Raw genomic sequence first — 23,329 nt, 5'->3', positions numbered from 1 at the left:
GCCGGGTGTTGGGTCAATTCTACGGGGCGTGGTGAGGGGGACGGGACGCACCCGCCCCCCTCGGTGAGCCATGGGCTCAGGAGACGCCGAGCTCCTTGGCGTTGGCCTTGAGGTCCTCGATGCCACCGCACATGAAGAACGCCTGCTCCGGGAAGTGGTCATACTCACCGTCGCAGATCGCGTTGAACGCGGCGATCGACTCCTCGAGCGGCACGTCCGAACCGTCCACGCCGGTGAACTGCTTGGCGACGTGGGTGTTCTGCGACAGGAAGCGCTCGACACGACGGGCACGGTGGACAACGAGCTTGTCCTCCTCGCCCAGCTCGTCGATACCGAGGATCGCGATGATGTCCTGGAGGTCCTTGTACTTCTGGAGGATCCCCTTGACACGCATGGCGGCCTCGTAGTGGTCCGCCGCGATGTAGCGCGGGTCCAGGATGCGGGACGTGGAGTCCAGCGGGTCGACCGCCGGGTAGATGCCCTTCTCCGAGATCGGACGCGACAGAACGGTCGTCGCGTCCAGGTGGGCGAAGGTGGTCGCCGGGGCCGGGTCGGTCAGGTCGTCCGCGGGGACGTAGATCGCCTGCATCGAGGTGATCGAGTGACCGCGGGTCGACGTGATGCGCTCCTGCAGCAGACCCATCTCGTCGGCCAGGTTCGGCTGGTAACCCACTGCGGACGGCATGCGCCCGAGCAGCGTGGAGACCTCGGAGCCGGCCTGGGTGTAGCGGAAGATGTTGTCGATGAAGAAGAGCACGTCCTGCTTCTGCACATCGCGGAAGTACTCCGCCATGGTCAGACCGGCCAGCGCGACACGCAGACGGGTGCCCGGGGGCTCGTCCATCTGGCCGAAGACAAGGGCGGTCTTGTCGATGACGCCCGAGTCCTGCATCTCCTCGATGAGGTCGTTGCCCTCACGGGTACGCTCACCGACGCCCGCGAACACCGACACACCGTCGTGGTTGTTGGCGACGCGGTAGATCATTTCCTGGATCAGAACGGTCTTGCCGACACCGGCACCACCGAACAGACCGATCTTTCCACCCTTGACGTACGGGGTGAGAAGGTCGATGACCTTGACGCCGGTCTCGAACATCTCGGTCTTCGACTCGAGCTGGTCGAAGCTGGGCGCCTTGCGGTGGATCGGCCAGCGCTCGGTGACCTCGGCCTCGGCCTCGGGCTTGTTCAGGATCTCACCGAGGGTGTTGAACACCTTGCCCTTGGTGATCTCGCCGACCGGGACCGTGATGCCGGTGCCCGTGTCGGTCACCGGGGCCTGGCGGACCAGGCCGTCGGTGGGCTGCATCGAGATGGCGCGGACCACGCCGTCGCCGAGGTGCTGGGCGACCTCGAGGGTCAGCTTCTTGAGCTTGCCGTCCTCGGCCGGGTCGGCCACCTGGACGGTCAGCGCGTTGTAGATCTCCGGCATTGCGTCGACGGGGAACTCCACGTCGACGACCGGGCCGATGACCCGGGCGACGCGGCCCGTGGCAACGGCCGTCTCAACTGTGGTCGTCATTACTTGTCACTCCCCGCGGTCGCGTCGGCCAGCGCACTGGCACCACCGACGATCTCGCTGATTTCCTGGGTGATTTCGGCCTGGCGGGCCGCGTTGGCAAGCCGGGAGAGGCTCTTGATGAGGTCTCCGGCGTTGTCGGTGGCCGACTTCATCGCGCGACGGCGGGCAGCGTGCTCGGAAGCAGCGGCCTGCAGCAGTGCGTTGTAGATACGGCTCTCGACGTACCGCGGAAGCAGGGCGTCGAGGACGTCCTCCGCCGACGGCTCGAAGTCGAAGAGCGGCAGGATCTCGCCCTTGCCCGCTTCCTCCTTCGTCGTGTCGAGGCTGAGCGGCAGCATCCGGTTGTCCACCGGGTTCTGCGTCATCATCGACACGAACTCCGTGAAGACGATGTGCAGCTCGTCCACGCCGCCCTCGGCGGTCTCCTGGGTGACCGCTTCGATCAGCGGGGCCGCAGCCCGCTTCGCATCCGCGTACGTCGGGCTGTCGGTGAAGCCGGTCCACGAGTCCGCGATCTTGCGCTCACGGAAGCCGTAGTAGGCGACACCCTTGCGGCCGATCACATACGTGACGACCTCCTTGCCCTCACCGCGCAGGCGCTTGGTCAGCTGCTCCGCCGCCTTGATGGCGTTGGAGGAGTAACCGCCGGCCAGACCGCGGTCGCTCGTGACGAGCAGGATCGCGGCCCGTGCCGGTGCATCGGCCTCGGTGGTCAGCGGGTGCTTGGTGGTGGAGCCGGTCGCCACCGCGGTCACCGCACGGGTGAGCTCGGTCGCGTACGGCGTCGACGCCGCCACCTGACGCTGCGCCTTGACGATGCGCGAAGCGGCGATCATCTCCATCGCCTTGGTGATCTTCTTCGTGGCGGTGACGGAGCGAATGCGGCGCTTGTAAACGCGAAGCTGAGCGCCCATCGATCAGCCCTCGCCCAGAAGCTTGCCGTCCGAGGTCTCGAACTGCTGCTTGAAGGCGGCCACCGCGTCGGCGACCGACTGCAGCGTGTCGTCGGACATCTTGGCGCCCTCGGCGATGCTGGTCAGGAGGTCCTTGCGCTCACGGCGCAGGTACTCCAGCAGCTCGCTCTCGAAGCGACGGATGTCCTCGACCGGGACGTCGTCCATCTTGCCGGTGGTGCCGGCCCAGATCGAGACGACCTGCTCCTCGACCGGGTACGGGGAGTACTGCGGCTGCTTCAGCAGCTCGACCATGCGCTTACCGCGCTCCAGCGACGCCTTCGAGGCCGCGTCCAGGTCGGAACCGAAGGCGGCGAACGCCTCCAGCTCGCGGTACTGGGCGAGGTCGACACGGAGACGGCCGGAGACCTGGCGCATCGCCTTGTGCTGGGCGGAGCCACCGACACGGGAGACCGAGATACCGACGTTCAGGGCCGGACGCTGACCGGCGTTGAAGAGGTCGGACTCCAGGAAGCACTGACCGTCGGTGATGGAGATGACGTTGGTCGGGATGAACGCCGACACGTCGTTCGCCTTGGTCTCGACGATCGGGAGGCCCGTCATCGAACCGGCGCCCATCTCGTCGGAGAGCTTCGCGCAGCGCTCCAGCAGACGCGAGTGGAGGTAGAAGACGTCGCCCGGGTAGGCCTCGCGGCCCGGCGGACGGCGCAGCAGAAGCGACACGGCGCGGTAGGCGTCGGCCTGCTTCGACAGGTCGTCGAAGATGATCAGGACGTGCTTGCCCTGGTACATCCAGTGCTGGCCGATGGCCGAACCGGTGTACGGCGCCAGGTACTTGAAGCCGGCCGGGTCGGACGCCGGGGCGGCGACGATGGTCGTGTACTCGAGCGCGCCGGCCTCTTCCAGGGCACCGCGCACGGAGGCGATGGTGGAGCCCTTCTGACCGATGGCGACGTAGATGCAGCGCACCTGCTTGTTCACGTCGCCCGAGCGCCAGTTGTCGCGCTGGTTGATGATCGTGTCGACGGCCAGAGCGGTCTTACCCGTCTGACGGTCACCAATGATCAGCTGACGCTGGCCGCGGCCGATCGGCACCATGGCGTCGACGGCCTTGTAGCCGGTCTGCATCGGCTCGTGCACCGACTTACGGACCATGACGCCAGGGGCCTGCAGCTCGAGGGCGCGGCGGCTGTCGGTCGCGATCTCGCCGAGACCGTCGATCGGGTTGCCGAGCGGGTCGACGACGCGACCGAGGTAACCCTCGCCGACGCCGACGGAGAGCACCTCACCGGTGCGCTGCACCGGCTGGCCCTCTTCGATGCCGCTGAACTCGCCGAGGACGATCGCACCGATCTCGCGCTCCTCGAGGTTGAGGGCGAGACCGAGGGTGCCGTCCTCGAACTTCAGCAGCTCGTTCGCCATGGCCGAGGGAAGACCCTCGACCTTTGCGATGCCGTCGCCGGCAACGCTGACCGTACCGACCTCCTCGCGCGAGGCCGCGTCCGGCTTGTACGACTGGACAAAGTTCTCCAGCGCGTCCCGGATCTCCTCCGGCCGGATCGTGAGCTCCGCCATCTGGGTTCCCTGCTCTCCTTGTTGGGCCCGAAGTTTCTTAAGGGGGTCTGGGGGCCGACCCCCAGGAATCTTCTGCAATTTCTGCACGGCCCAACCGGGCCGCTGGTCTTGCTCTGTTCTGTTGCTGCGCTTTGTCAGCCGGCCATGCGACGGGTCGCCTCTTCGAGGCGCTCCGCGATGGTGCCGTTGATGACCTCGTCACCGACCCGCACCGCGATCCCACCGAGGACCGTGGGGTCCACATCGAGATTCAGGTGCATCGGACGGCCGTAGATCTTCGCCAGTGCGGCGCCGAGGCGCTGCTTCTGCTGATCGCTCAGCGGCACTGCCGAGGTGACCACGGCGACCATGCGGTCCCGGCGCTCCGCGGCAAGCTTGGAGAGGGACTCGAGTCCCGCTTCCAGGCTACGTCCACGCGGCTGGGTGACAAGCCGCACGACGAGGCGCTCGGTGGCGGGCCGTGCCTTGCCGCCCAGCAGGCTGCGCAGCAGCTCGCTCTTGGCGGCGACGGACGCGGACCGGCTGGTGAGCGCGGCGCGCAGCTCCTTGTCGGAGGCGACGATCCGGCCGAACCGGAACAGCTCGTCCTCGACGTCGTCGAGGTCTCCGCTGCGCTGGGCGGCGGTGAGGTCTGCGGTGCTCGCCAGTTCCTCGACCGAGTCGACCAGGTCGCGCGACTGCGACCAGCGCGAGCGGACCATGCCGGAGATCAGGTCGACGGTCTCGCCGCCCACCTGACCGCGCAGCAGTCGTCCGGCCAGCTCGGCCTTGGCCTCACCGGCCTGCGACGGGTCGGTCAGGACCCGCCGCAGCGACACCTCGCGCTGGAGCAGCGCCGTGACGGCGGCCAGCTCCTCGGCGAGCTTCGCCGCGTCGACCGACGTGTTGTCGGTCAGCGCGTCGAGACGCTCACGTGCGGCAGCCAGTGCCTCGCGGCTCGCGCCGTTCATCGGACAGCCTCGGCCTTCGCCTCGAGCTCGTCGAGGAAACGGTCGACGGTGCCGCTCTGCCGGGCGTGGTCCTCGAGGGACTCACCGACCAGCTTGCCGGCCAGGTCGGTGGCGAGCTTGCCCACGTCCTGACGCAGCGCGGAAGCCGCAGCCTTGCGGTCGGCCTCGATCTGGGCGTGCCCGGCAGCGATGATCTCCTCGCGCTGCCGCTGGCCTTCCGCCCGCATCTCCTGCAGGATCACGGCGCCCTGCTCCTGCGCCTCCTGGCGCAGGCGCGCGGCCTCGTGGCGGGCCTCGGCGAGCTGAGCCTTGTACTGCTCAAGCACGCTCTGGGCCTCGGTCTGGGCCGCATCGGCCTTCTCCATGCCGCCTTCGATGGCCTCGCGGCGCTCGTCCAGAACCTTGTTGATGTTCGGGAGGAGCTTCTTGGCGAGGAAGCCGAAGACGATGACAAAGGCGATGAAGCCAATGACGAGCTCAGGGATCGGCGGGATGAGCGGGTTTTCCGGTTTCTCCGCCGCGAGCTGAACCAGTGGGTTCACGTCAGTGCCTTCCGTCGAATGGTCTGTTCGCGACCGGTCAGGAGGTCGGGTAGACGAACGGCATGACCAGGCCGATCAGGGCGAGCGCCTCACAGAAGGCGAAGCCGAGAATCTGGTTGGCGCGGATGAGACCGGCAGCCTCGGGCTGACGGGCGAGCGCCTGGGTGCCGTTACCGAAGATGATGCCGACGCCGACGCCGGGGCCGATCGCGGCGAGGCCGTAACCGATGGAGCCGAGGTTGCCCTTGATTTCGACGCTGGTGGCGGCGAGGGTCTGGAGAGCAGACATGCCGGTTCTTCCTTCTCTTTCTTGGTCCGGTGGGGGTTGGCCACCGGGTGCTTCAGGAGGGGGTGCTCAGTGGCCCTTGGCGAGAGCGCCCTGGATGTAGCTGCAGGTCAGCAGAACGAACACATACGCCTGGACAGCCTGGATGAAGAGCTCGAAGGCGGTCATCACGATGACCATCACGAACGAGACACCTGCGTAGGCGATGCCGATGCCGTTGAGCATGTACCAGCTGGCGATCGTGAAGAGCAGCAGCAGAGTGTGGCCCGCGAACATGTTGGCAAAGAGCCGCACGGCGTGCGTGAACGGCCTGACGAGCAGGTTCGAGAAGAGCTCGATGGTCATCGAGAGCGGCAGGACCGCGCCGAGCGTCTTGTCGTAGCCCGTGAAGTTCTTGAAGGCTCCGACGAAACCGTGCTTCTTGAAGGTCAGGCCGACCCACAGGACGTACACGATCGCGGCGAGCGCGGCCGGGTACGCGATGATCGCCGTCACGGGGAACTGGGCGACCGGAATGATGGACCAGAGGTTCATCATCCAGACGAAGAAGAACAGGGAGACCACGAGCGGGACGTACTTCTCGCCCTCGCGCTTGCCGATCGTCTCGTAGACGACGCCTCGGCGGACGAAGTCGTAGCCGGCCTCGGCCACCATCTGCAGCTTGCCCGGGACGATCTTCGGCCTGGCGAAAGCAGCCCAGAAGAAGCCGACGATGATGATCGAGCCGAGCAGCGCCAGCAGCATCGTCTTGTTGAAGTACACGTTGCTGTCCCCGTTGCCCCAGAGGGGCTCGAACAGGAACGAGTGCAGGCCGGGAGCCGGGAAACCACAACCGTTGTTCTGGAAGATGTGGCAATCGGTCTCGAAGGCGAGCACCTGTGTCGGGTCAGCACTCACCGCGGGCTCCTTCAGCGTGGCGCATAGGTACGGCAACCTCGTTGTGTCGGCGCGGCGCGCAGCCGCGGTTCGGCACTGGACTGGTGTAACGGATGTGTGGGCGGCGGTCAGGCATTGAGCCTCGCGATCGAGCAGGCGTCAGCTCACATGCCCGCGCCCGCAGTGCCGCAGTTGGAACCGGACGATAGCAGGGTCGTGAACCCGCACTTATCCCGCCCCTACCCTTCACGGCTTCGACCCCGTGTCCTTGGGCTTTTCACCCTTGTCGGACTCGGGTTCGACGTAAAGGATCTTGGCCTTCATGTGTGCGCGCGCCTGTGCGGCGATCCACACGAGCGTGGTCGCGACCAGCGTGATCGCAAAGGCCTTCGGATTGAACATCGTGGTGTTCTTGAAGGCCGCGACGAAGATGAACAGCAGCAGGAGCTGTGCCGTGTAGAGCATCAGCCCCATTGCCTGGAACAGCTGCGGGAAGGACTTGGCGGTCCGTTGCAGGACCACGAGTCCGACCCCCATGAAGAGAATCACCACGACCGTGCCGACGACCGCACCCAGGGCTCCCTTGCCGCCGGCTACGACACCACTGATCGCGGCGGCAACAGCACCGGCGACGGCGGTGGGTACGGCGGTCTGGAGGAGAGTCCGGACGTCGTTGGACGGCATGGCGGCAGCTCCGCTTGCAGGGGGTGGGCAGTGTGTCGTCATGGACGAGCGTAGGCCCGGTCCGAGTCGACGCCTCGGGCCGATGGACCGCGTTACTCAGGTCCTTCGGCTCCGTCACCGGGCTTCGTGAACGGTATCACAAACTATTTGATGAGGTCTTTACCAAGAAAGTGTGCTGGCTGTCACACGTGAGAGTTAATCCGCACGTGTGAGCAAGGCAACTCGATATCTTGCATGATATTGCCCCATATACCCGAATCGTCAGCGGGCGGAATCAGCCTTACGACTTTCCGAAGAACGCGAACGGGGTCCGATCGCAGTCGCTCCGTTGACGCCGGAGACACCGACAACGACGCGTGCCCGCTCCCGCGGCTCGGGCTCGTCTTCCTGCCCCATCTGCGGTTCCCGGTACTCCTGTTGTACCTCGTGCGCGGCTGAGGACACGGCTCCGGAGCTGTTGCCCCGCCGGTCCCAGCGGCGGTAGCGGGGCGGCACGAAGCGCTCCGCCCAGCGCGGGGCGCGCGGTGTGAAGCGGGGCATCAGCAGCAGGACCAGGCCCACCGCGCTCAGCCCCATGACCACGAGCACGATCCACAGCGACGCCGAGTGCACGGAGTAGCCGACCGCCCCGAAGGCGATCAGGGCCGACCAGAAGTACATGATCAGCACGGCCCTGCTGTGCGAATGGCCGATCTCCAGCAGCCGGTGGTGCAGATGGCCGCGGTCCGCGGCGAACGGCGACTGGCCGTTCCAGGTGCGCCGGACGATCGCCAGAGCCAGGTCCGCGGCCGGGATCGCGATGATCGTCAGCGGCAGCAGCAGCGGAATGAAGACCGGCAGCATCGCGTGCGTGGCCTCGCGCTCACTGCCCGCGAAGAGCTTCATCGCGTCCGGGTCGACCTGCCCCGTGACAGAAATCGCACCGGCGGCCAGCACGAGACCGATCAGCATCGAGCCGGAGTCACCCATGAAGATCCGGGCGGGGTGCATGTTGTGCGGCAGGAAGCCGAGACACATGCCCATCAGGATCGCCGTGAAGAGCGTCGCGGGGGCGGCCGCCTCGATCATGTGCCCGTACCAGAGCCGGTACGTGTAGAGGAAGAACGCGGCGGAGGCGATGCACACCATGCCGGCCGCCAGACCGTCCAGACCGTCGACGAAATTGACGGCGTTGATGGTGATGACGACCAGCGCGACGGTGAGCAGCGTGCCCTGCCACTGGGTGAGCGCGACCGTGCCGATGCCTGGGATCGGCAGCCACAGGATCGTCAGGCCCTGGATGACCATGACCGCGGCGGCGATCATCTGCCCGCCGAGCTTGATCAGCGCATCGATCTCGAACTTGTCGTCGAGGACGCCGATCAGCCAGATCAGCGCGGCGCCGGAGAGCAGCGCACGCGGCTCGTTGGAGAGCTGGAACACACCGTCGAGGTTGTACAGATGGGCCGCGACGATCAGTCCGGCGCACAGCCCACCGAACATGGCGATGCCACCGAGCCTCGGTGTCGGTTCTCGGTGGACGTCACGCGCACGGATCGCGGGCATCGCCCCGACCGCGATGGCGAACTTCCGCACCGGTCCGGTGAGCAGATAGGTCACCGCGGCCGTGACACAGAGTGTCAGCAGGTAATCACGCACGGGCTGCCCCACAGATTTCGCCGGCCATCTCAGCCCACACCTTAACTACGTCGGCCTCATGTTTGAGGACACGGAGGTACGGTTGATGGTTGCATGGACCGGGTCTACCCCGGATAGGGAGGATATTTCCCGGCCAGTTCCGTCACCTCGGCCCGGACGTCGCCTTCCTCACGTACCGCGGCCCCGAAGAGCACCGCGATCCGTGCCATGTCGGCGTCGTTCATGCCCTGGGTGGTGACCGCGGCAGTGCCGAGCCTGATGCCCCGGGCGTCCCCGTACGGCAGCGCGCAGGTGTCCAGCACCATGCCCGCCGCCGCGAGCCGTTCGCGGGCGGTGCGGCCGTCGACGCCCAGGGGCGCCGGGTCCGCGACGATCAGATGGGTGTCCGTGCCGCCGGTGGTCACCTCGAACCCTTCCGCCTCCAGACCGGCCGCCAGCACCCGTGCGTGTGCCACCACCTGATGGGCGTACGCGGTGAACGCCGGTGTCGCCGCCTCGCCGAACGCGACCGCCTTCGCCGCGATCGTGTGCATCTGCGCGCCGCCCTGGGTGAACGGGAAGACCGCCCGGTCGATCCGCTCGGCCAGCTCCGATCCGCACAGGACCATGCCGCCGCGCGGCCCGCGCAGCACCTTGTGCGTGGTGGCGCACACCACGTCGGCGTACGGGACGGGGCTGGGCGCCGCTCCCCCCGCGATCAGCCCCATCGGGTGCGCGGCATCGGCGATCAGATACGCGCCGACCTCGTCGGCGATCTCGCGGAACGTCTCGTATTCGGGATGACGGGGGTACGAGATCGAGCCGCTGACGATCGCCTTGGGCCGGTGCGCCCTGGCCAGGGCGCGCACCTGCTCGTAGTCGATCAGGCCGCTCTCCGGGTCGACCCCGTACCCGACGAACTCGAACCATCGGCCGGAGAAGTTGGCGGGCGAGCCATGGGTCAGATGTCCGCCGTACGGGAGTCCCATCGCGAGCACCGTGTCACCGGGGCGCAGCAGGGCCGCGTACGCCGCCAGGACGGCCGAGGAGCCGGAGTGCGGCTGGACGTTCGCGTGCTCGGCGCCGAAGAGCGTGGTGGCCCGCTGGACGGCGATGAGTTCGGCCGCGTCGGCCAGCTCGCAGCCGCCGTGGTAGCGGGCGCCGGGGTAGCCCTCGGCGTACTTGTTGGCGAGCGGCGAGCCCAGGGCGGCGAGGACCGCGGGCGAGGTGAAGTTCTCGGCGGCGATCAGCTGCAGCGTGCTCGACTGCCGGTGCAGCTCCCCCAGCAGCACGTCGGCGATTTCCGGGTCCTCCCGGAGCAGGGCGCCGAAGTCCTGCGGCAGGGCGGTGACGGTGGCGGAGGAGGGTGCGGCGGAAGTGGTGACCGACATCTGACGGCTCCGTGCCTGGGGAGGGGTGCGTTGGCGTCGGATCCAATGTAGGCCGGTACGCGTGCGCCCGCCCGCTGTGCTGGACGCGCCGGACGCGTCAGTGCGGGGCGGGTACGCCCGTCAGTGCGGTGACCACCGGGTCGAGCGCCTGGTTGATCTCGTCGCCGATGGAACGGAAGAACGTGATCGGGGCGCCGTACGGGTCGTAGACCTCGTCCGCCTCGGCAGTGGGGGCCAGCAGCCATCCGCGCAGCGCGGCGGCCGCACGGACCAGCGCACGGGCGCGTTCGACGACGCCCTCGTCGCGCGGGTCGGGCAGCGTCGCGGGGTCTATGGCCCGGACCAGCCGGGTGAATTCCTTGAGCGTGAACGTCCTCAGGCCGGCCGAGTGACCCATCGAGATCACCTGGGCGCGGTGATCCCGGGTGGCGGTCAGGACGAGGTCGGCGCGGATCACGTGCTCGTCGAGGAGCTCGCGGCCGACGAAGCCGGTGGCATCGGCGCCGAAGTCGGCGAGGACGATCTCGGCGTTGGCCTCCATCGGGGCGCCTTCGTGCCCCCAGGTGCCCGCGCTCTCCACGATCAGGCCGCCGCTGAGCGAGTCGCCGAGCCGGTCCACCAGGGCATGGCGGGTCAGCCGCTCGGTGATCGGCGAGCGGCAGACGTTGCCGGTGCTGACGTGGAGGATGCGGAAGGTGTCGGTCCGCCCCGCTATGCCACGCCCCTCAGGGGCGGTCAATTGGCCACCTCGAGGTCGGGTACCACCTTGCGGAGCTCCTCGACGGAGAGGGCTCCGGCCCGGAGCAGGACCGGGACCTTGCCGGTGACGTCGACGATCGAGGACGGCACGATGCCGGGCGTCGGACCGCCGTCGAGGTAGACGGAGACGGAGTCGCCGAGCATCTCCTGGGCGGCGTCGCAGTCCTCGGGAGCCGGATGTCCGGTGAGGTTGGCGCTGGAGACGGCCATCGGGCCGACCTCGGTGAGCAGTTCGATGGCGACCGGGTGCAGCGGCATCCGGATGGCGACGGTGCCGCGGGTGTCGCCGAGGTCCCACTGGAGCGAGGGCTGGTGCTTGGCGACGAGCGTGAGGGCTCCCGGCCAGAAGGCGTCGACGAGCTCCCAGGCCTGCTCGGAGAAGTCCGTGACAAGGCCGTGCAGGGTGTTCGGGGAGCCGATCAGGACAGGGGTCGGCATGTTGCGGCCGCGGCCCTTGGCGTCGAGCAGGTCGGCGACGCCCTCGGAACTGAAGGCGTCCGCACCGATCCCGTACACGGTGTCGGTGGGCAGCACGACCAGTTCTCCGCGGCGGACGGCGGACGCGGCTTCACGCAGACCCGTCGTGCGGTCGGTCGCGTCGTTGCAGTCGTATCGCCGTGCCATCAGCCGGCCTCCTCAAGCATGTACGGGTATGACGGGTACGGGTCGTGCGGGTGCGGGGCGCCGGTCACGGCATGGCCTTGCGGGCCGTCGCGAACCGGGGCCGTCGGTTCAGATCGGGGTGGTCGGCCGCGTCGGCCCAGCCCCGCTCCTCGGTGAAGATCCACGGCACCTGGCCGCCCTGGGTGTCGGCGTGCTCGATGACGACGAGGCCCCCTGGGCGCAGCAGGCGGTGCGCTGTGCGTTCTATGCCGCGGATGGTGTCGAGTCCGTCCTCGCCGGAGAAGAGCGCCATCTCCGGATCGTGGTCACGGGCCTCGGGTGCCACGTACTCCCACTCGGTGAGCGGGATGTACGGCGGGTTGGAGATGACCAGGTCGACCTGGCCGTCGAGCTCGGGAAGGGCCGTCAGAGCGTCTCCGCGGTGCACGGTGACCCGAGACCCCTCGGCGTTCTTCCGCGTCCATCTGAGGGCGTCCTCGGAGAGCTCCACGGCGTGTACGCGCGAGCGCGGCACCTCCTGGGCCATGGCGAGGGCGATGGCGCCCGATCCCGTACAGAGGTCGACGATCAGCGGCTCGACGACATCCATCGCGCGGACGGCGTCTATCGCCCAGCCGACGACCGACTCGGTCTCCGGGCGGGGCACGAAGACGCCGGGACCGACCTGGAGTTCCAGGTAGCGGAAGAAGGCGCGGCCGGTGATGTGCTGGAGCGGTTCGCGGGCCTCGCGGCGGGCGACGGTCTCCCAGTACCGGGCGTCGAAGTCCTCGTCCGGCACCTGGTGCAGCTCGCCCCGCTTGACGCCGTGCACGAACGCGGCGAGTTCCTCCGCATCGAATCGCGGCGAGGGTACACCGGCGTCGGCCAGCCGCTGGGTGGCCTGGGCCACCTCGGCGAGCAGCAGGTTCATCGCGGTTCTCCGTACGGGTTCACGGGCGGGGCGGGCGTTGCTTATGCGGCGGCGAGCTTGGCGGCGGAGTCGGCGTCGACACAGGCCTGGATCACGGCGTCCAGCTCCCCGTCGAGCACCTGGTCCAAGTTGTACGCCTTGAAGCCGACGCGGTGGTCCGAGATCCGGTTTTCCGGGAAGTTGTACGTACGGATCTTCTCGGAACGGTCGACGGTACGCACCTGGCTGCGCCGGACGTCCGAGGCTTCCTGCTCGGCCGCTTCCTGGGCTGCGGCAAGCAGTCGCGAACGCAGGATACGCATCGCCTGCTCCTTGTTCTGGAGCTGACTCTTCTCGTTCTGGCAGGAGGCGACGACACCCGTCGGCAGGTGGGTGATGCGGACGGCGGAGTCCGTGGTGTTGACGGACTGCCCGCCGGGGCCCGAGGAGCGGTAGACGTCGATACGGAGATCGTTGGCGTGGATCTCGACGTCGACCTCCTCCGCCTCGGGGGTGACGAGCACACCGGCGGCGGAGGTGTGGATGCGCCCCTGCGACTCGGTGGACGGGACGCGCTGCACGCGGTGCACCCCGCCCTCGTACTTCAGCCGGGCCCACACGCCCTGGCCGGGCTCGGTGGCGCCGTTGCCACCCTTGGTCTTCACGGCGACCTGGACGTCCTTGTAGCCGCCGAGCTCGGACTCGGTGGAGTCGATGATCTCGGTCTTCCAGCCGACGCGCTCGGCGTAGCGCAGATACATGCGCAGCAGATCGCCGGCGAAGAGGGCCGACTCGTCGCCGCCCGCGCCTGCCTTGATCTCCAGGAGCACGTCCTTGTCGTCACTGGGGTCACGCGGGACCAGGAGGAGGCGGAGCCTCTCGGTGAGCTCCTCGCGCTGCCTCTCCAGGTCCTTGACCTCGGCGGCGAACTCGGGGTCGTCCGCGGCGAGCTCGCGGGCGGTCTCGATGTCGTCACCGGTCTGCTTCCAGGAGCGGTACGTACCGACGATCGGGGTCAGCTCGGCGTAGCGCTTGTTGAGCTTGCGCGCGTTGGCCTGGTCGGCGTGGACCGCGGGATCCGCGAGCTTCTTCTCGAGATCGGCCTGTTCGCCGATCAGTTCCTCGACCGCCTCGAACATCGGGGGCTCCTGTGGTGGGGTATCCCCTGCTCATGAAGAGCTTGGGGAGGTTGCTCGATATGCCTGCTGAACGGCGTGTTGGTCCGGGCGGGGTACGGGGAGGTCCGTACACCCGGCCGGAAAAAAACGCCGGCCCCGGCGCCCCCGGGAAGAGGGCGCCAAGGACCGGCGCAAGAGCTCGCTACTTGCTGGCGGAGCCTGCAGCCTTGCCGAAGCGGGCCTCGAAGCGGGCCACACGGCCACCGGTGTCGAGGATCTTCTGCTTGCCCGTGTAGAACGGGTGGCACTCGGAGCAGACGTCGGCGCGGATGTTGCCGCCGTCGATGGTGCTCCGGGTGGTGAACGACGCGCCACAGGTGCAGCTGACCTGCGTCTCGACGTACTCGGGGTGGATGTCGCGCTTCAAGGGTGTCTCCTAGGTTCGGGAGGGCGCCGGGTCGTACGCGCGGATTTGCGCATCCGTGAACCGGGGCCGACGTACCAGTCTGCCAGGGACCGGCCGTATCTCCCAAAACCGGGGTCGGGCCGCAACTATTCCCGACCGTTCGGGATCACATCATGACCGCCCTGTTACCGATGTGACGGAGGTCTACCGGACGACCTTGCCGGCCTCGCCCTTGTCGCCCGCCGACTTCTCGGTGGCCGAGGCCGGGATCGGCCTGTCGTGCTTGAGGGCGGTCCACACCTGCTGCGCGGACTCCTCCAGCGGTACGACGCGGTTCGGGTCGGCCGGGTCGTACCGCACGGGCATCGTCACCATGGTGACGTTCTTCGAGCCGAGCCCCTTGAGACCGGTGACGAAGCCGGTGAGCTTCTGGACCGAACCCAGATCGGAGTCGGTGGTGACGGCCTTCGTCGCCGTGTCCGCGAGGTCGAACAGGGTCTTCGGGTTCGAGAACACCCCGACGCTCTTCACCTGTTCCATCAACGCCTTGACGAACGCCTGCTGGAGCTGGATGCGGCCGAGGTCGCTGCCGTCGCCGACGCTCTTACGGGTGCGGACCAGGCCGAGCGACTGCTCCCCGTCGAGGGTGTGGGTGCCGGGCTGCAGATGCAGATGGCTCTTGGAGTCGTCGATCGCCTGGGTGGTGGTGATCCTGACGCCGCCGAGCTGGTCGACGAGCTTCTTGAAGCCGGTGAAATCGACCTCGACGTAGTGGTCCATGCGGATACCGGACATCGACTCGACGGTCTTGACCGCGCAGGCCGGTCCGCCGACCTCGTACGCCGTGTTGAACATCGCGCGCTGCCGGCCCGCGACCGTCTCACCGGTGGTGTCGCTCGTGCAGTCGGGGCGGGTGACGAGGGTGTCGCGCGGGATGGAGACGACACTTGCCGTCTTGTGGCCCTTGTTGACGTGCACGACCATCGCGGTGTCCGAGCGGGCGGTGCCTTCGTCCACGCCGTACGCGGAGTTCGCGCCGGAGCGGGAGTCGGAGCCGAGGACGAGGATGTCCTGCGAGCCGTTGCCGACGTCGGCGGGGCGGTTCTTGCCGAGCGCGGCGTTGATGTCGACGGCCTTGAGATTGCTGTTGAGCTTCACGTACGCGTATCCCAGCCCCGCACCGCCGACGACGACCACACCGGCCGCGGCCCAGGCAGCTATGACCGTGGCCCTGCGGCGGCGGGACGGCTTCCTCCGGCGCTTGCCGGTGGCGCGCATTCGGGTGCTGCTCCCGCTCTGCCCGGTCATCCGTCTCCCTCGATCCTCGCTTGCTCCCGGCTACCCCTTGCTGTGGTGTTCGGGCACTGGTTGTGTCGCTTTGTCGCTACTTCGTACGACGGCGTGACTCGGAGAAGGGTTGCACAGCGACCTGTGATGCCCGCGCGAGGACGGACCCCGCGCGCAGCGCCTGTGAACGGCCCGTGATCCCGCGCCCACCTGCGGTTTCCTGCCTGCTACAGCCAATTCGGGCGCGGGGGCGGAACGGTCGCCGTGTGGCGAAGGTCTCGGATCGGGCGGTTCGAGCGAAACACCGGAAAAAGGGCCGACCCCGTCACCGAGGTGGCGGGGTCGGCCCTTTTGACGACCGGCGGTCCAGGACTGCCGGGACGGTACGAGGTCAGTCGTTGCCGTTGCCCGGGGCGGGCGTCGTCTTCTGGATCTGGAGCAGGAACTCCGCGTTGGACTGGGTCTTCTTCATCCGGTCCAGGAGCAGCTCGATCGCCTGCTGCTGGTCGAGCGCGTGGAGCACCCGGCGCAGCTTCCAGACAATCGCCAACTCGTCACTGCCGAGCAGGATTTCTTCCTTACGGGTGCTGGACGCATCGACGTCCACCGCCGGGAAGATGCGCTTGTCCGAGAGCTTCCGGTCGAGCTTGAGCTCCATGTTGCCGGTGCCCTTGAACTCCTCGAAGATCACCTCGTCCATGCGCGAGCCCGTCTCGACGAGCGCGGTGGCCAGGATGGTCAGCGAGCCGCCGTCCTCGATGTTGCGCGCGGCACCGAAGAATCGCTTCGGCGGGTACAGCGCGGTCGAGTCGACACCGCCGGACAGGATGCGGCCGGATGCCGGGGCCGCGAGGTTGTACGCGCGGCCGAGGCGGGTGATCGAGTCCAGCAGGACGACCACGTCGTGACCCAGCTCGACGAGACGCTTGGCGCGCTCGATGGCCAGCTCGGCGACGGTGGTGTGATCCTCGGCGGGACGGTCGAAGGTCGAGGAGATGACCTCGCCCTTCACCGACCGCTGCATGTCGGTGACCTCTTCCGGACGCTCGTCGACCAGGACGACCATCAGGTGGCACTCGGGGCTGTTGACGGTGATCGCGTTGGCGATCGCCTGCAGGATCATGGTCTTGCCGGTCTTCGGCGGGGCCACGATCAGGCCTCGCTGGCCCTTGCCGATGGGAGCGACCAGGTCGATGATCCGCGTCGTCAGGACGTTGGAATCGGTCTCCAGACGGAGCCGGTCCTGCGGGTAGAGCGGGGTCAGCTTCTGGAACTCCGGACGGCCGCGTCCGGATTCGGGCGCCATTCCGTTGACGGAGTCGAGGCGGACCAGCGCGTTGAACTTCTCGCGGCGCTCGCCGTCCTTGGGCTGGCGCACCGCACCGGTGACGTGGTCACCCTTGCGCAGGCCGTTCTTGCGGACCTGGGCGAGCGAGACGTACACGTCGTTCGGGCCCGGCAGGTAACCGGAGGTCCGGATGAACGCGTAGTTGTCGAGGATGTCCAGGATGCCCGCGACGGGGATCAGGACGTCGTCGTCGGTGACCGGCGGTGCGTCGCTCGCGAAGTCGTCGCGGCCACGACGGCCACGGCGGTCACGGTAGCGGCCACGGCGGCCACGGCGGCCACCTGCCTCGTCGTCGTAACCGTCGTCCTGCGGGCCGCCGCCCTGCTGACCCTGGCCCTGGCGCTGCTGGCGCTGGCCACCCTGCTGACCCTGGCCACCGCCCTGCTCGTCGCCCTTGCCACGGCGGTCGCGCTGACGGTCACGGCGGTCGCCGCGGTCACCACGCTCACCGCGGTCGCCGCGCTGACCGCGGTCGCCCCGGCGGCCCTCGGCGGTGTCCGCGGCGGCTTCGGCCTTCGCCTCGGAGCGGTCCTCGCTCTTCGGCTCGGCCGGCGTCTCGACCTTGGCCTCGGCCTTGGGCTCCGCCTTGGCTTCCGGGCTGCCCGCCTGTGCGGTCGCACGGCGCCGACGACGCTCGCCCGCGGGCTGGTCGTCACTGGCCGGCTGGCCGGGGATGTCGATCTGCTGCTGAGCAGTGGCCTTCTCGGCCGGCGCGGCGGCGGACTCGTCCGCGGTGCGCGACTTGGACGTGGCGCGCCGCTTGGGCTTGGTCTCGGCGTCCGCGGCGGCGGTCTTGGGCGCAGCACTGCCGGCCTGCGCCTCCTTGATGACCTCGATCAGCTGGCTCTTGCGCATCCGCGCAGTGCCCTTGATGCCGAGGCCGGACGCGACCTGCTGCAGCTCGGCCAGGACCATGCCATCGAGGCCGGTGCCGGAGCGGCGGCGCCGTGCGGTGGTGCCAGTGGCAGCACCTTCGGCGGGCGTGGCGCTGTCGACGGTCTTGTCGGCAGTCACGCCCATCAGATCGGTGGTGTCGCTCACGAAGGGTCCTTCCCTGGAGCGGACGTCGGCCTTCTGGCTCGGCGACCGGTTGTGCTGTCCGACTGCGGTCTTTTGATCTTGCGGACCGTGCCGGGGCGGTGGTCCGCCGGGTACGGCGGAGAGATGAATGTGCAAGGGTCCGGCGCGAGCATCCCCCTGCTCGGCCCACTCCTGGACAAGCGAGGGGTGTCGTGCCGGTTCCGGAGCGTGCTCGAAACTGCTCAGGCAGGCTGCTCAGGCAGTTGGGGAGGCTCTCGGAAGAAATGGTGGCCCCGGAAAGGGACACGAAGCAACGCGCCACATAGACGTCGGTTGCAGACTTGAGGTTAACACTACCGGCTCCAACAAACATTCCCCCTCTCACTCACCGGCAATCACTTCTCGCTACGGGGCGAGCGGCAGCACACTCGCACCCGAGGCGTCGAGAGTGAGCCGGTTGGCCGCCCATCCCTCGCCCGCCAGCCGTGCGACCTTGTCGGCCGCACCGTCCTCGGCCAGCGCGAGCACGGTCGGCCCGGCACCGGAGATGACTGCCGGGACGCCGTCGGCGCGCAGTCGGTTCACAAGTTCCACGCTTTCCGGCATCGCCGGGGCACGGTATTCCTGGTGCAGTCGGTCCTCGGTCGCGGCGAGCAGCAGCTCCGGGCGCCGGGTCACGGCCTCGACGAGGAGGGCGGCACGGCCTGCGTTGAAGGCGGCGTCGACGTGCGGGACGGTGCGCGGCAGCAGTCCGCGGGCGGTCGCGGTGAGCACCGGCTTGCCGGGGACGAAAACCACCGGAACGATGGAATCGGAGGGATCCATCCTGATCGCCCGGGCGGATCCGCCGTCCATCCAGGCCAGCGTGAAGCCGCCGAGCAGGCACGCGGCGACGTTGTCGGGGTGGCCCTCGATCTCGGTGGCGAGCTCCAGCAGGGCCGCGTCGTCGAGCCGGGCGTCGCCTCCGGTGGTCACGGCGCGGGCCGCGACGATGCCGGCGCAGATGGCGGCGGAGGAGGAGCCGAGGCCGCGCCCGTGCGGGATGCGGTTGGCGCAGACGATCTCCAGACCGCGGGGCTGTCCGCCGAGCAGGTCGAATGCGGTGCGCAGGGAGCGTACGAGGAGGTGACTCTCGTCGCGGGGCAGGGTGTCGGCACCCTCGCCGGCGATGTCGATGTGCAGGCCGGAGTCGGCGACACGGACGACGACGTCGTCGTAGAGCCCCAGCGACAGGCCGAGGGCGTCAAAACCCGGGCCCAGGTTGGCGCTGGTAGCGGGGACGCGCACCCGGACGGCGGCGGCTCGGAAGGCGGGACCGGCCATCGCTTCGACGACTCTCCTTGTGAGGCAGCGGGGATGTGTTGCGGCGGGGATTGTGGCGGTGGATCTTTCGTAAGCCTGTGGAGAACCCGATGGCCACGACGGCGACACCGCGGCAGGTGCGGCGTGGCGGGTTGGGTACAGCTTATCGAAGGAAGGTTCTGTGGCGACATAGGGCGCACAGGAGGCGCACGATGCGTGTCGCCCGCCTCCCATGCGCTCTCCGCCCCGAAAAGGGTGGTTGAGCTGCTGTTGTTCCGGTTACACGAGGCCCAGCTTCTCCGCGGCGGTGGCCGCGTCGACCGGTACGGTGACCGGCTGCGGGGCGCCTGCGACGGCCCAGTCGGGGTCCTTCAGGCCGTTGCCGGTGACCGTACAGACGATCTTCTGGCCCGGATCGACCTTGCCCTCCTCGGCGGCCTTGAGCAGACCGGCGACCGACGCGGCCGAGGCGGGCTCGACAAAGACGCCCTCCCGGGAGGCCAACAGCCGGTAGGCGGCCAGGATCTGACGGTCCGTGACCTCATCGATGAAGCCGCCCGACTCGTCCCGCGCGGCCAGCGCGTACTGCCAGGAGGCCGGGTTGCCGATCCGGATCGCGGTGGCGATGGTCGACGGGTCCTTGACGATCTCGCCGCGGACGATGGGCGCGGAGCCGGAGGCCTGGAAGCCCCACATGCGCGGCCTGTGCGTGGACATCGCGTCCGTCGCGTACTCCGTGTAACCCTTCCAGTACGCGGTGATGTTACCCGCGTTGCCGACCGGCAGGACGTGGATGTCCGGGGCGTCGCCGAGCGCGTCGACAATCTCGAACGCCGCGGTCTTCTGGCCCTCGATACGGACCGGGTTGACCGAATTGACCAGCGCCACCGGGTAGTTGTCCGAGAGCGAGCGGGCCAGCGTCAGGCAGTCGTCGAAGTTGCCGTCGACCTGCAGGATCTTGGCGCCGTGGACGAGCGCCTGGCCCATCTTGCCGAGCGCGATCTTGCCCTGCGGCACGAGGACGGCGCAGACCATGCCGGCCCGCACCGCGTACGCGGCGGCGGAGGCGGAGGTGTTGCCGGTGGAGGCGCAGATGACGGCCTGCGCGCCCTCCTCCTTGGCCCGGGTGATCGCCATCGTCATCCCGCGGTCCTTGAAGGACCCGGTGGGGTTGGCGCCCTCCACCTTGAGGTGCACCTCGCAGCCCGTGCGCTCGGAGAGGACCTGAGCGGGAACGAGCGGCGTACCACCCTCACGAAGCGTGACGACCGGCGTCGTGCTCGTGACCGGAAGACGGTCCCGGTACTCCTCGATGATGCCGCGCCACTGATGGGTGCCCTTGGTGGTCATGGGTCCTACTCCCCTTCAACACGCATGATGCTGGCGACACCGTGCACGGTGTCGAGCTTGCGCAGCGCCTCGACGGTCGCCGAGAGGGCGGCGTCGGGCGCCCGGTGGGTGACGACGACGAGGGATGCCTCGCCGCCTCCGCCCGTCCGTCGCCCGCCGCCACCCTGCTCGATGGCGACTTCGTCACCGCTGCCTGAATTTCGGCCTTGCTGGCGGACCGTATCGATGGATACGCCCTGTTCGGCGAAGACCGTCGCGACCTGGGCGAGTACGCCAGGCTTGTCGGCCACGTCGAGGCTGATGTGGTACCGCGTGACGACCTCGCCCATGGGGCTGACGGGCAGACGCGTGTACGCGGACTCACCGGGGCCGGTGGCCTCGCCGAGCTTGTTGCGGCAGACCGCGACCAGGTCGCCGAGGACCGCGGAGGCGGTCGGCGAGCCACCGGCGCCAGGCCCGTAGAACATCAGCTGCCCGGCGGCCTCCGCCTCGACGAAGACCGCGTTGTACGCCTCGCGGACGGAGGCCAGCGGGTGGCTGAGCGGGATCATCGCGGGGTGCACGCGCGCGGTGACGGACTGCCCGTCGGCGGCCCGCTCGCAGATGGCGAGGAGCTTGACGGTGCAGCCCATGCGGCGGGCCGAGGCGATGTCGGCGGCGGTGACCTCGGTGATGCCCTCGCGGTGCACCTCACCGATCCTCACCCGGGTGTGGAAGGCGATCCCGGCGAGGATCGCGGCCTTGGCGGCGGCGTCGAAGCCTTCGACGTCGGCGGTCGGGTCGGCCTCGGCGTACCCGAGGGCGGTGGCCTCGTCGAGCGCCTCGGAATAGCCGGCGCCGCTGGTGTCCATCTTGTCGAGGATGAAGTTGGTCGTGCCGTTGACGATGCCGAGCACCCGGTTGACCTTGTCGCCGGCGAGGGACTCGCGCAGCGGCCGGACGAGCGGAATGGCACCGGCGACGGCCGCCTCGTAGTAGAGGTCCCGGCCGTACTGCTCGGCGACGGCGTGCAGCGCGGCGCCGTCCTCGGCGAGCAGCGCCTTGTTGGCGGAGACGACGCTCGCGCCGTGCTCGAAGGCGGTGGTGATGAGCGTGCGGGCGGGCTCGACGCCGCCGATGACCTCGATGACGACGTCGATGTCGCCCCGTTTGACCAGGGCGGTCGCATCGATGGTGATGAGTGCGGGGTCGATGCCCTCGCGCACCTTGGCAGGACGGCGGACGGCGACGCCGGCGAGCTCCACGGGCGCGCCGATGCGCGCGGCGAGGTCGTCGGCGTGCGTCGTCATGATGCGAGCCACCTCTGAGCCGACCACTCCACAGCCCAGCAGCGCCACCTTCAGCGGACGCGTACGCATCATCCGACCTCGTTTCTCATACATGCTCATGTGTGGACCAGTCTCACTCACCGGACGGGCGTTTCTGCCACCCGTCCGGATCCTGAGACATCTATTTCATCAGCCGACATCGAGACGCAGGAGATCTTCCTCCGTCTCGCGCCGGACGATCACGCGCGCCTCTCCGTCGCGCACGGCGACGACGGGCGGGCGCAGCGCGTGGTTGTAGTTGCTCGCCATGGAGCGGCAGTAGGCGCCGGTGGCGGGCACGGCGATCAGGTCGCCGGGCGCGAGGTCGGACGGCAGGAACGCGTCCTTGACCACGATGTCGCCGCTCTCGCAGTGCTTGCCGACGACGCGGACGAGCATCGGCTCGGCGTCGGAGCGGCGGGAGACCAGCGCGACGGAGTACTCGGCGTCGTACAGCGCGGTGCGGATGTTGTCCGACATGCCGCCGTCGACACTGATGTACGTACGGAGCCCTTCGAGGTGCTTGACGGTGCCGACCTCGTACAGCGTGAACGCGGTGGGTCCGACGATGGCACGTCCCGGCTCGACGGAGATCCGCGGGGTGGCGAGCCCGGCCGCCTCGCACTCGCGGGTCACGATGTCGCCGAGCGCCTTGGCGATCTCGTGCGGCTCGCGCGGGTCGTCGTCGGAGGTGTACGCGATGCCGAGACCACCGCCGAGGTCGATCTCCGGCAGCTCGACACCGTGCTCGTCACGCACCTGGGCGAGGAGCTGGACCACACGTCGGGCGGAGACCTCGAAGCCGGCCATGTCGAAGATCTGCGAGCCGATGTGCGAGTGGATGCCGACGAGTTCGAGCCCGTCGAGGGTGAGCGCCCGGCGGACCGCCTCGGCAGCCTCTCCCCCGGCCAGCGCGATGCCGAACTTCTGGTCCTCGTGCGCGGTGGCGATGAACTCGTGGGTGTGCGCCTCGACGCCGACGGTCACCCGGATCTGTACGCGCTGCCGCTTGCCGAGCCGCTGCGCGATGTGCGAGACCCGGACGATCTCCTGGAACGAGTCGAGCACGATCCGCCCGACGCCGACCTCTATGGCGCGCTCGATCTCGGCGGTGGTCTTGTTGTTGCCGTGGAAGGCGATGCGCTCGGCGGGCATCCCTGCGTCGAGCGCGACGGTCAGCTCGCCACCGGAACAGACGTCGAGGTTGAGCCCCTCCTCCCGGATCCAGCGCACGACGGCACGTGACAGGAACGCCTTTCCGGCGTAGAAGACATCGGCGTCCCGCCCGAAGGCGTCGGCCCAGGCGCGGCAGCGGGCGCGGAAGTCGCTCTCGTCGAGGAAGTAGGCGGGCGTGCCGAATTCCTCGGCCAGCCGGGACACTTCGATCCCGCCGACGGCGACGACACCGTCGTCGTTGCGGGAGACGGTGCGGGCCCAGACCTTCTCGTCGAGGACGTTGAGGTCGGCGGGCGGGGCTGCGTAGTGGCCCTCGGTCAGGACGTCGGCGTGACGGGGACCGGCGGGGTGTGCGGATCGGCTCATCGTGTTGCTCTGCTCTCTCAGGT

At 68.7% G+C, this 23,329-nt stretch carries 21 protein-coding genes; all 21 read right to left on the bottom strand.

All coding sequences use genetic code 11. The features are described 5' to 3' along the window. Window positions 1-76: 76 nt before the first annotated feature. Complete coding sequence (atpD, locus tag AB0I23_RS01250) at window positions 77-1,519, bottom strand: F0F1 ATP synthase subunit beta (RefSeq protein ID WP_359105682.1); 1,443 nt, start codon at window positions 1,517-1,519, stop codon at window positions 77-79. After that, entirely contained in the window at window positions 1,519-2,433 is a 915-nt protein-coding gene (locus AB0I23_RS01245) for a F0F1 ATP synthase subunit gamma (RefSeq protein WP_359105680.1), read from the bottom strand. The genes atpD and AB0I23_RS01245 overlap by 1 nt, the downstream gene beginning before the upstream one ends. A gap of 3 nt (window positions 2,434-2,436) precedes the next feature. Continuing rightward, a complete protein-coding gene (atpA, locus tag AB0I23_RS01240; RefSeq protein ID WP_124716362.1) occupies window positions 2,437-4,008 on the bottom strand; it encodes a F0F1 ATP synthase subunit alpha in 1,572 nt (523 codons plus the stop codon). A 134-nt stretch (window positions 4,009-4,142) separates the two neighbouring features. After that, the gene (locus AB0I23_RS01235) at window positions 4,143-4,958 is read right to left on the bottom strand and encodes a F0F1 ATP synthase subunit delta (protein ID WP_359105677.1); all 816 of its coding nucleotides are present in this window, start codon (window positions 4,956-4,958) and stop codon (window positions 4,143-4,145) included. Continuing rightward, window positions 4,955-5,500 (bottom strand): F0F1 ATP synthase subunit B, encoded by a 546-nt coding sequence (locus AB0I23_RS01230; protein WP_359105674.1) that lies wholly within the window; start codon window positions 5,498-5,500, stop codon window positions 4,955-4,957. Before AB0I23_RS01230 ends, AB0I23_RS01235 begins: the two co-directional genes overlap by 4 nt. A 37-nt stretch (window positions 5,501-5,537) precedes the next feature. After that, window positions 5,538-5,789, bottom strand: a complete 252-nt coding sequence (locus AB0I23_RS01225) for an ATP synthase subunit C (protein ID WP_037689279.1) — start codon at window positions 5,787-5,789, stop codon at window positions 5,538-5,540. A gap of 66 nt (window positions 5,790-5,855) precedes the next feature. Beyond that, entirely contained in the window at window positions 5,856-6,683 is an 828-nt protein-coding gene (atpB, locus tag AB0I23_RS01220; RefSeq protein WP_359105671.1) for a F0F1 ATP synthase subunit A, read from the bottom strand. 225 nt (window positions 6,684-6,908) lie between these two features. Beyond that, window positions 6,909-7,346: a hypothetical protein gene (locus AB0I23_RS01215; RefSeq protein ID WP_359105668.1), complete on the bottom strand. Its 438-nt coding sequence runs from the start codon at window positions 7,344-7,346 to the stop codon at window positions 6,909-6,911. A 261-nt stretch (window positions 7,347-7,607) separates the two neighbouring features. Continuing rightward, the gene (locus tag AB0I23_RS01210; protein WP_359105665.1) at window positions 7,608-8,996 is read right to left on the bottom strand and encodes an MraY family glycosyltransferase; all 1,389 of its coding nucleotides are present in this window, start codon (window positions 8,994-8,996) and stop codon (window positions 7,608-7,610) included. A 92-nt stretch (window positions 8,997-9,088) separates the two neighbouring features. Next, window positions 9,089-10,354: a serine hydroxymethyltransferase gene (gene glyA, locus AB0I23_RS01205; protein ID WP_359105662.1), complete on the bottom strand. Its 1,266-nt coding sequence runs from the start codon at window positions 10,352-10,354 to the stop codon at window positions 9,089-9,091. A gap of 97 nt (window positions 10,355-10,451) precedes the next feature. Beyond that, window positions 10,452-11,093 (bottom strand): protein-tyrosine-phosphatase, encoded by a 642-nt coding sequence (locus AB0I23_RS01200; RefSeq protein ID WP_359105659.1) that lies wholly within the window; start codon window positions 11,091-11,093, stop codon window positions 10,452-10,454. Beyond that, complete coding sequence (locus AB0I23_RS01195; RefSeq protein ID WP_114246670.1) at window positions 11,090-11,737, bottom strand: L-threonylcarbamoyladenylate synthase; 648 nt, start codon at window positions 11,735-11,737, stop codon at window positions 11,090-11,092. Before AB0I23_RS01195 ends, AB0I23_RS01200 begins: the two co-directional genes overlap by 4 nt. 64 nt (window positions 11,738-11,801) lie before the next feature. Then, entirely contained in the window at window positions 11,802-12,647 is an 846-nt protein-coding gene (gene prmC / locus AB0I23_RS01190; RefSeq protein WP_359105657.1) for a peptide chain release factor N(5)-glutamine methyltransferase, read from the bottom strand. A gap of 41 nt (window positions 12,648-12,688) precedes the next feature. Beyond that, complete coding sequence (gene prfA, locus AB0I23_RS01185; protein ID WP_359105654.1) at window positions 12,689-13,765, bottom strand: peptide chain release factor 1; 1,077 nt, start codon at window positions 13,763-13,765, stop codon at window positions 12,689-12,691. Between the two features lie 181 nt (window positions 13,766-13,946). Then, window positions 13,947-14,171 (bottom strand): 50S ribosomal protein L31, encoded by a 225-nt coding sequence (gene rpmE / locus AB0I23_RS01180; protein ID WP_093693080.1) that lies wholly within the window; start codon window positions 14,169-14,171, stop codon window positions 13,947-13,949. A gap of 183 nt (window positions 14,172-14,354) precedes the next feature. Continuing rightward, window positions 14,355-15,458 (bottom strand): LCP family protein, encoded by a 1,104-nt coding sequence (locus AB0I23_RS01175; RefSeq protein WP_359105651.1) that lies wholly within the window; start codon window positions 15,456-15,458, stop codon window positions 14,355-14,357. A 370-nt stretch (window positions 15,459-15,828) separates the two neighbouring features. Next, window positions 15,829-17,826 carry a transcription termination factor Rho gene (rho, locus tag AB0I23_RS01170; RefSeq protein WP_359105649.1) on the bottom strand — a complete coding sequence of 666 codons (1,998 nt, stop codon included), beginning with the start codon at window positions 17,824-17,826 and terminating at the stop codon, window positions 15,829-15,831. A 384-nt stretch (window positions 17,827-18,210) separates the two neighbouring features. Continuing rightward, window positions 18,211-19,128, bottom strand: coding sequence for a homoserine kinase (gene thrB / locus AB0I23_RS01165; protein WP_359105646.1), 918 nt, complete (start codon window positions 19,126-19,128; stop codon window positions 18,211-18,213). Between the two features lie 258 nt (window positions 19,129-19,386). Beyond that, window positions 19,387-20,457: a threonine synthase gene (gene thrC / locus AB0I23_RS01160; protein WP_359105644.1), complete on the bottom strand. Its 1,071-nt coding sequence runs from the start codon at window positions 20,455-20,457 to the stop codon at window positions 19,387-19,389. A 5-nt stretch (window positions 20,458-20,462) separates the two neighbouring features. Next, window positions 20,463-21,818: a homoserine dehydrogenase gene (locus AB0I23_RS01155; RefSeq protein WP_359105641.1), complete on the bottom strand. Its 1,356-nt coding sequence runs from the start codon at window positions 21,816-21,818 to the stop codon at window positions 20,463-20,465. A 96-nt stretch (window positions 21,819-21,914) separates the two neighbouring features. Further along, on the bottom strand, window positions 21,915-23,306 hold the full coding sequence (gene lysA, locus AB0I23_RS01150; RefSeq protein ID WP_359105638.1) for a diaminopimelate decarboxylase: 1,392 nt from the start codon (window positions 23,304-23,306) through the stop codon (window positions 21,915-21,917). Window positions 23,307-23,329: the final 23 nt, after the last annotated feature.

This window comes from Streptomyces atratus (assembly GCF_040655115.1).
Taxonomy (GTDB): Bacteria; Actinomycetota; Actinomycetes; order Streptomycetales; family Streptomycetaceae; genus Streptomyces; species Streptomyces atratus_D.
Note: the sequence above shows the minus strand (reverse complement) of the source record. Positions and strands in the feature narration are given on the sequence as shown.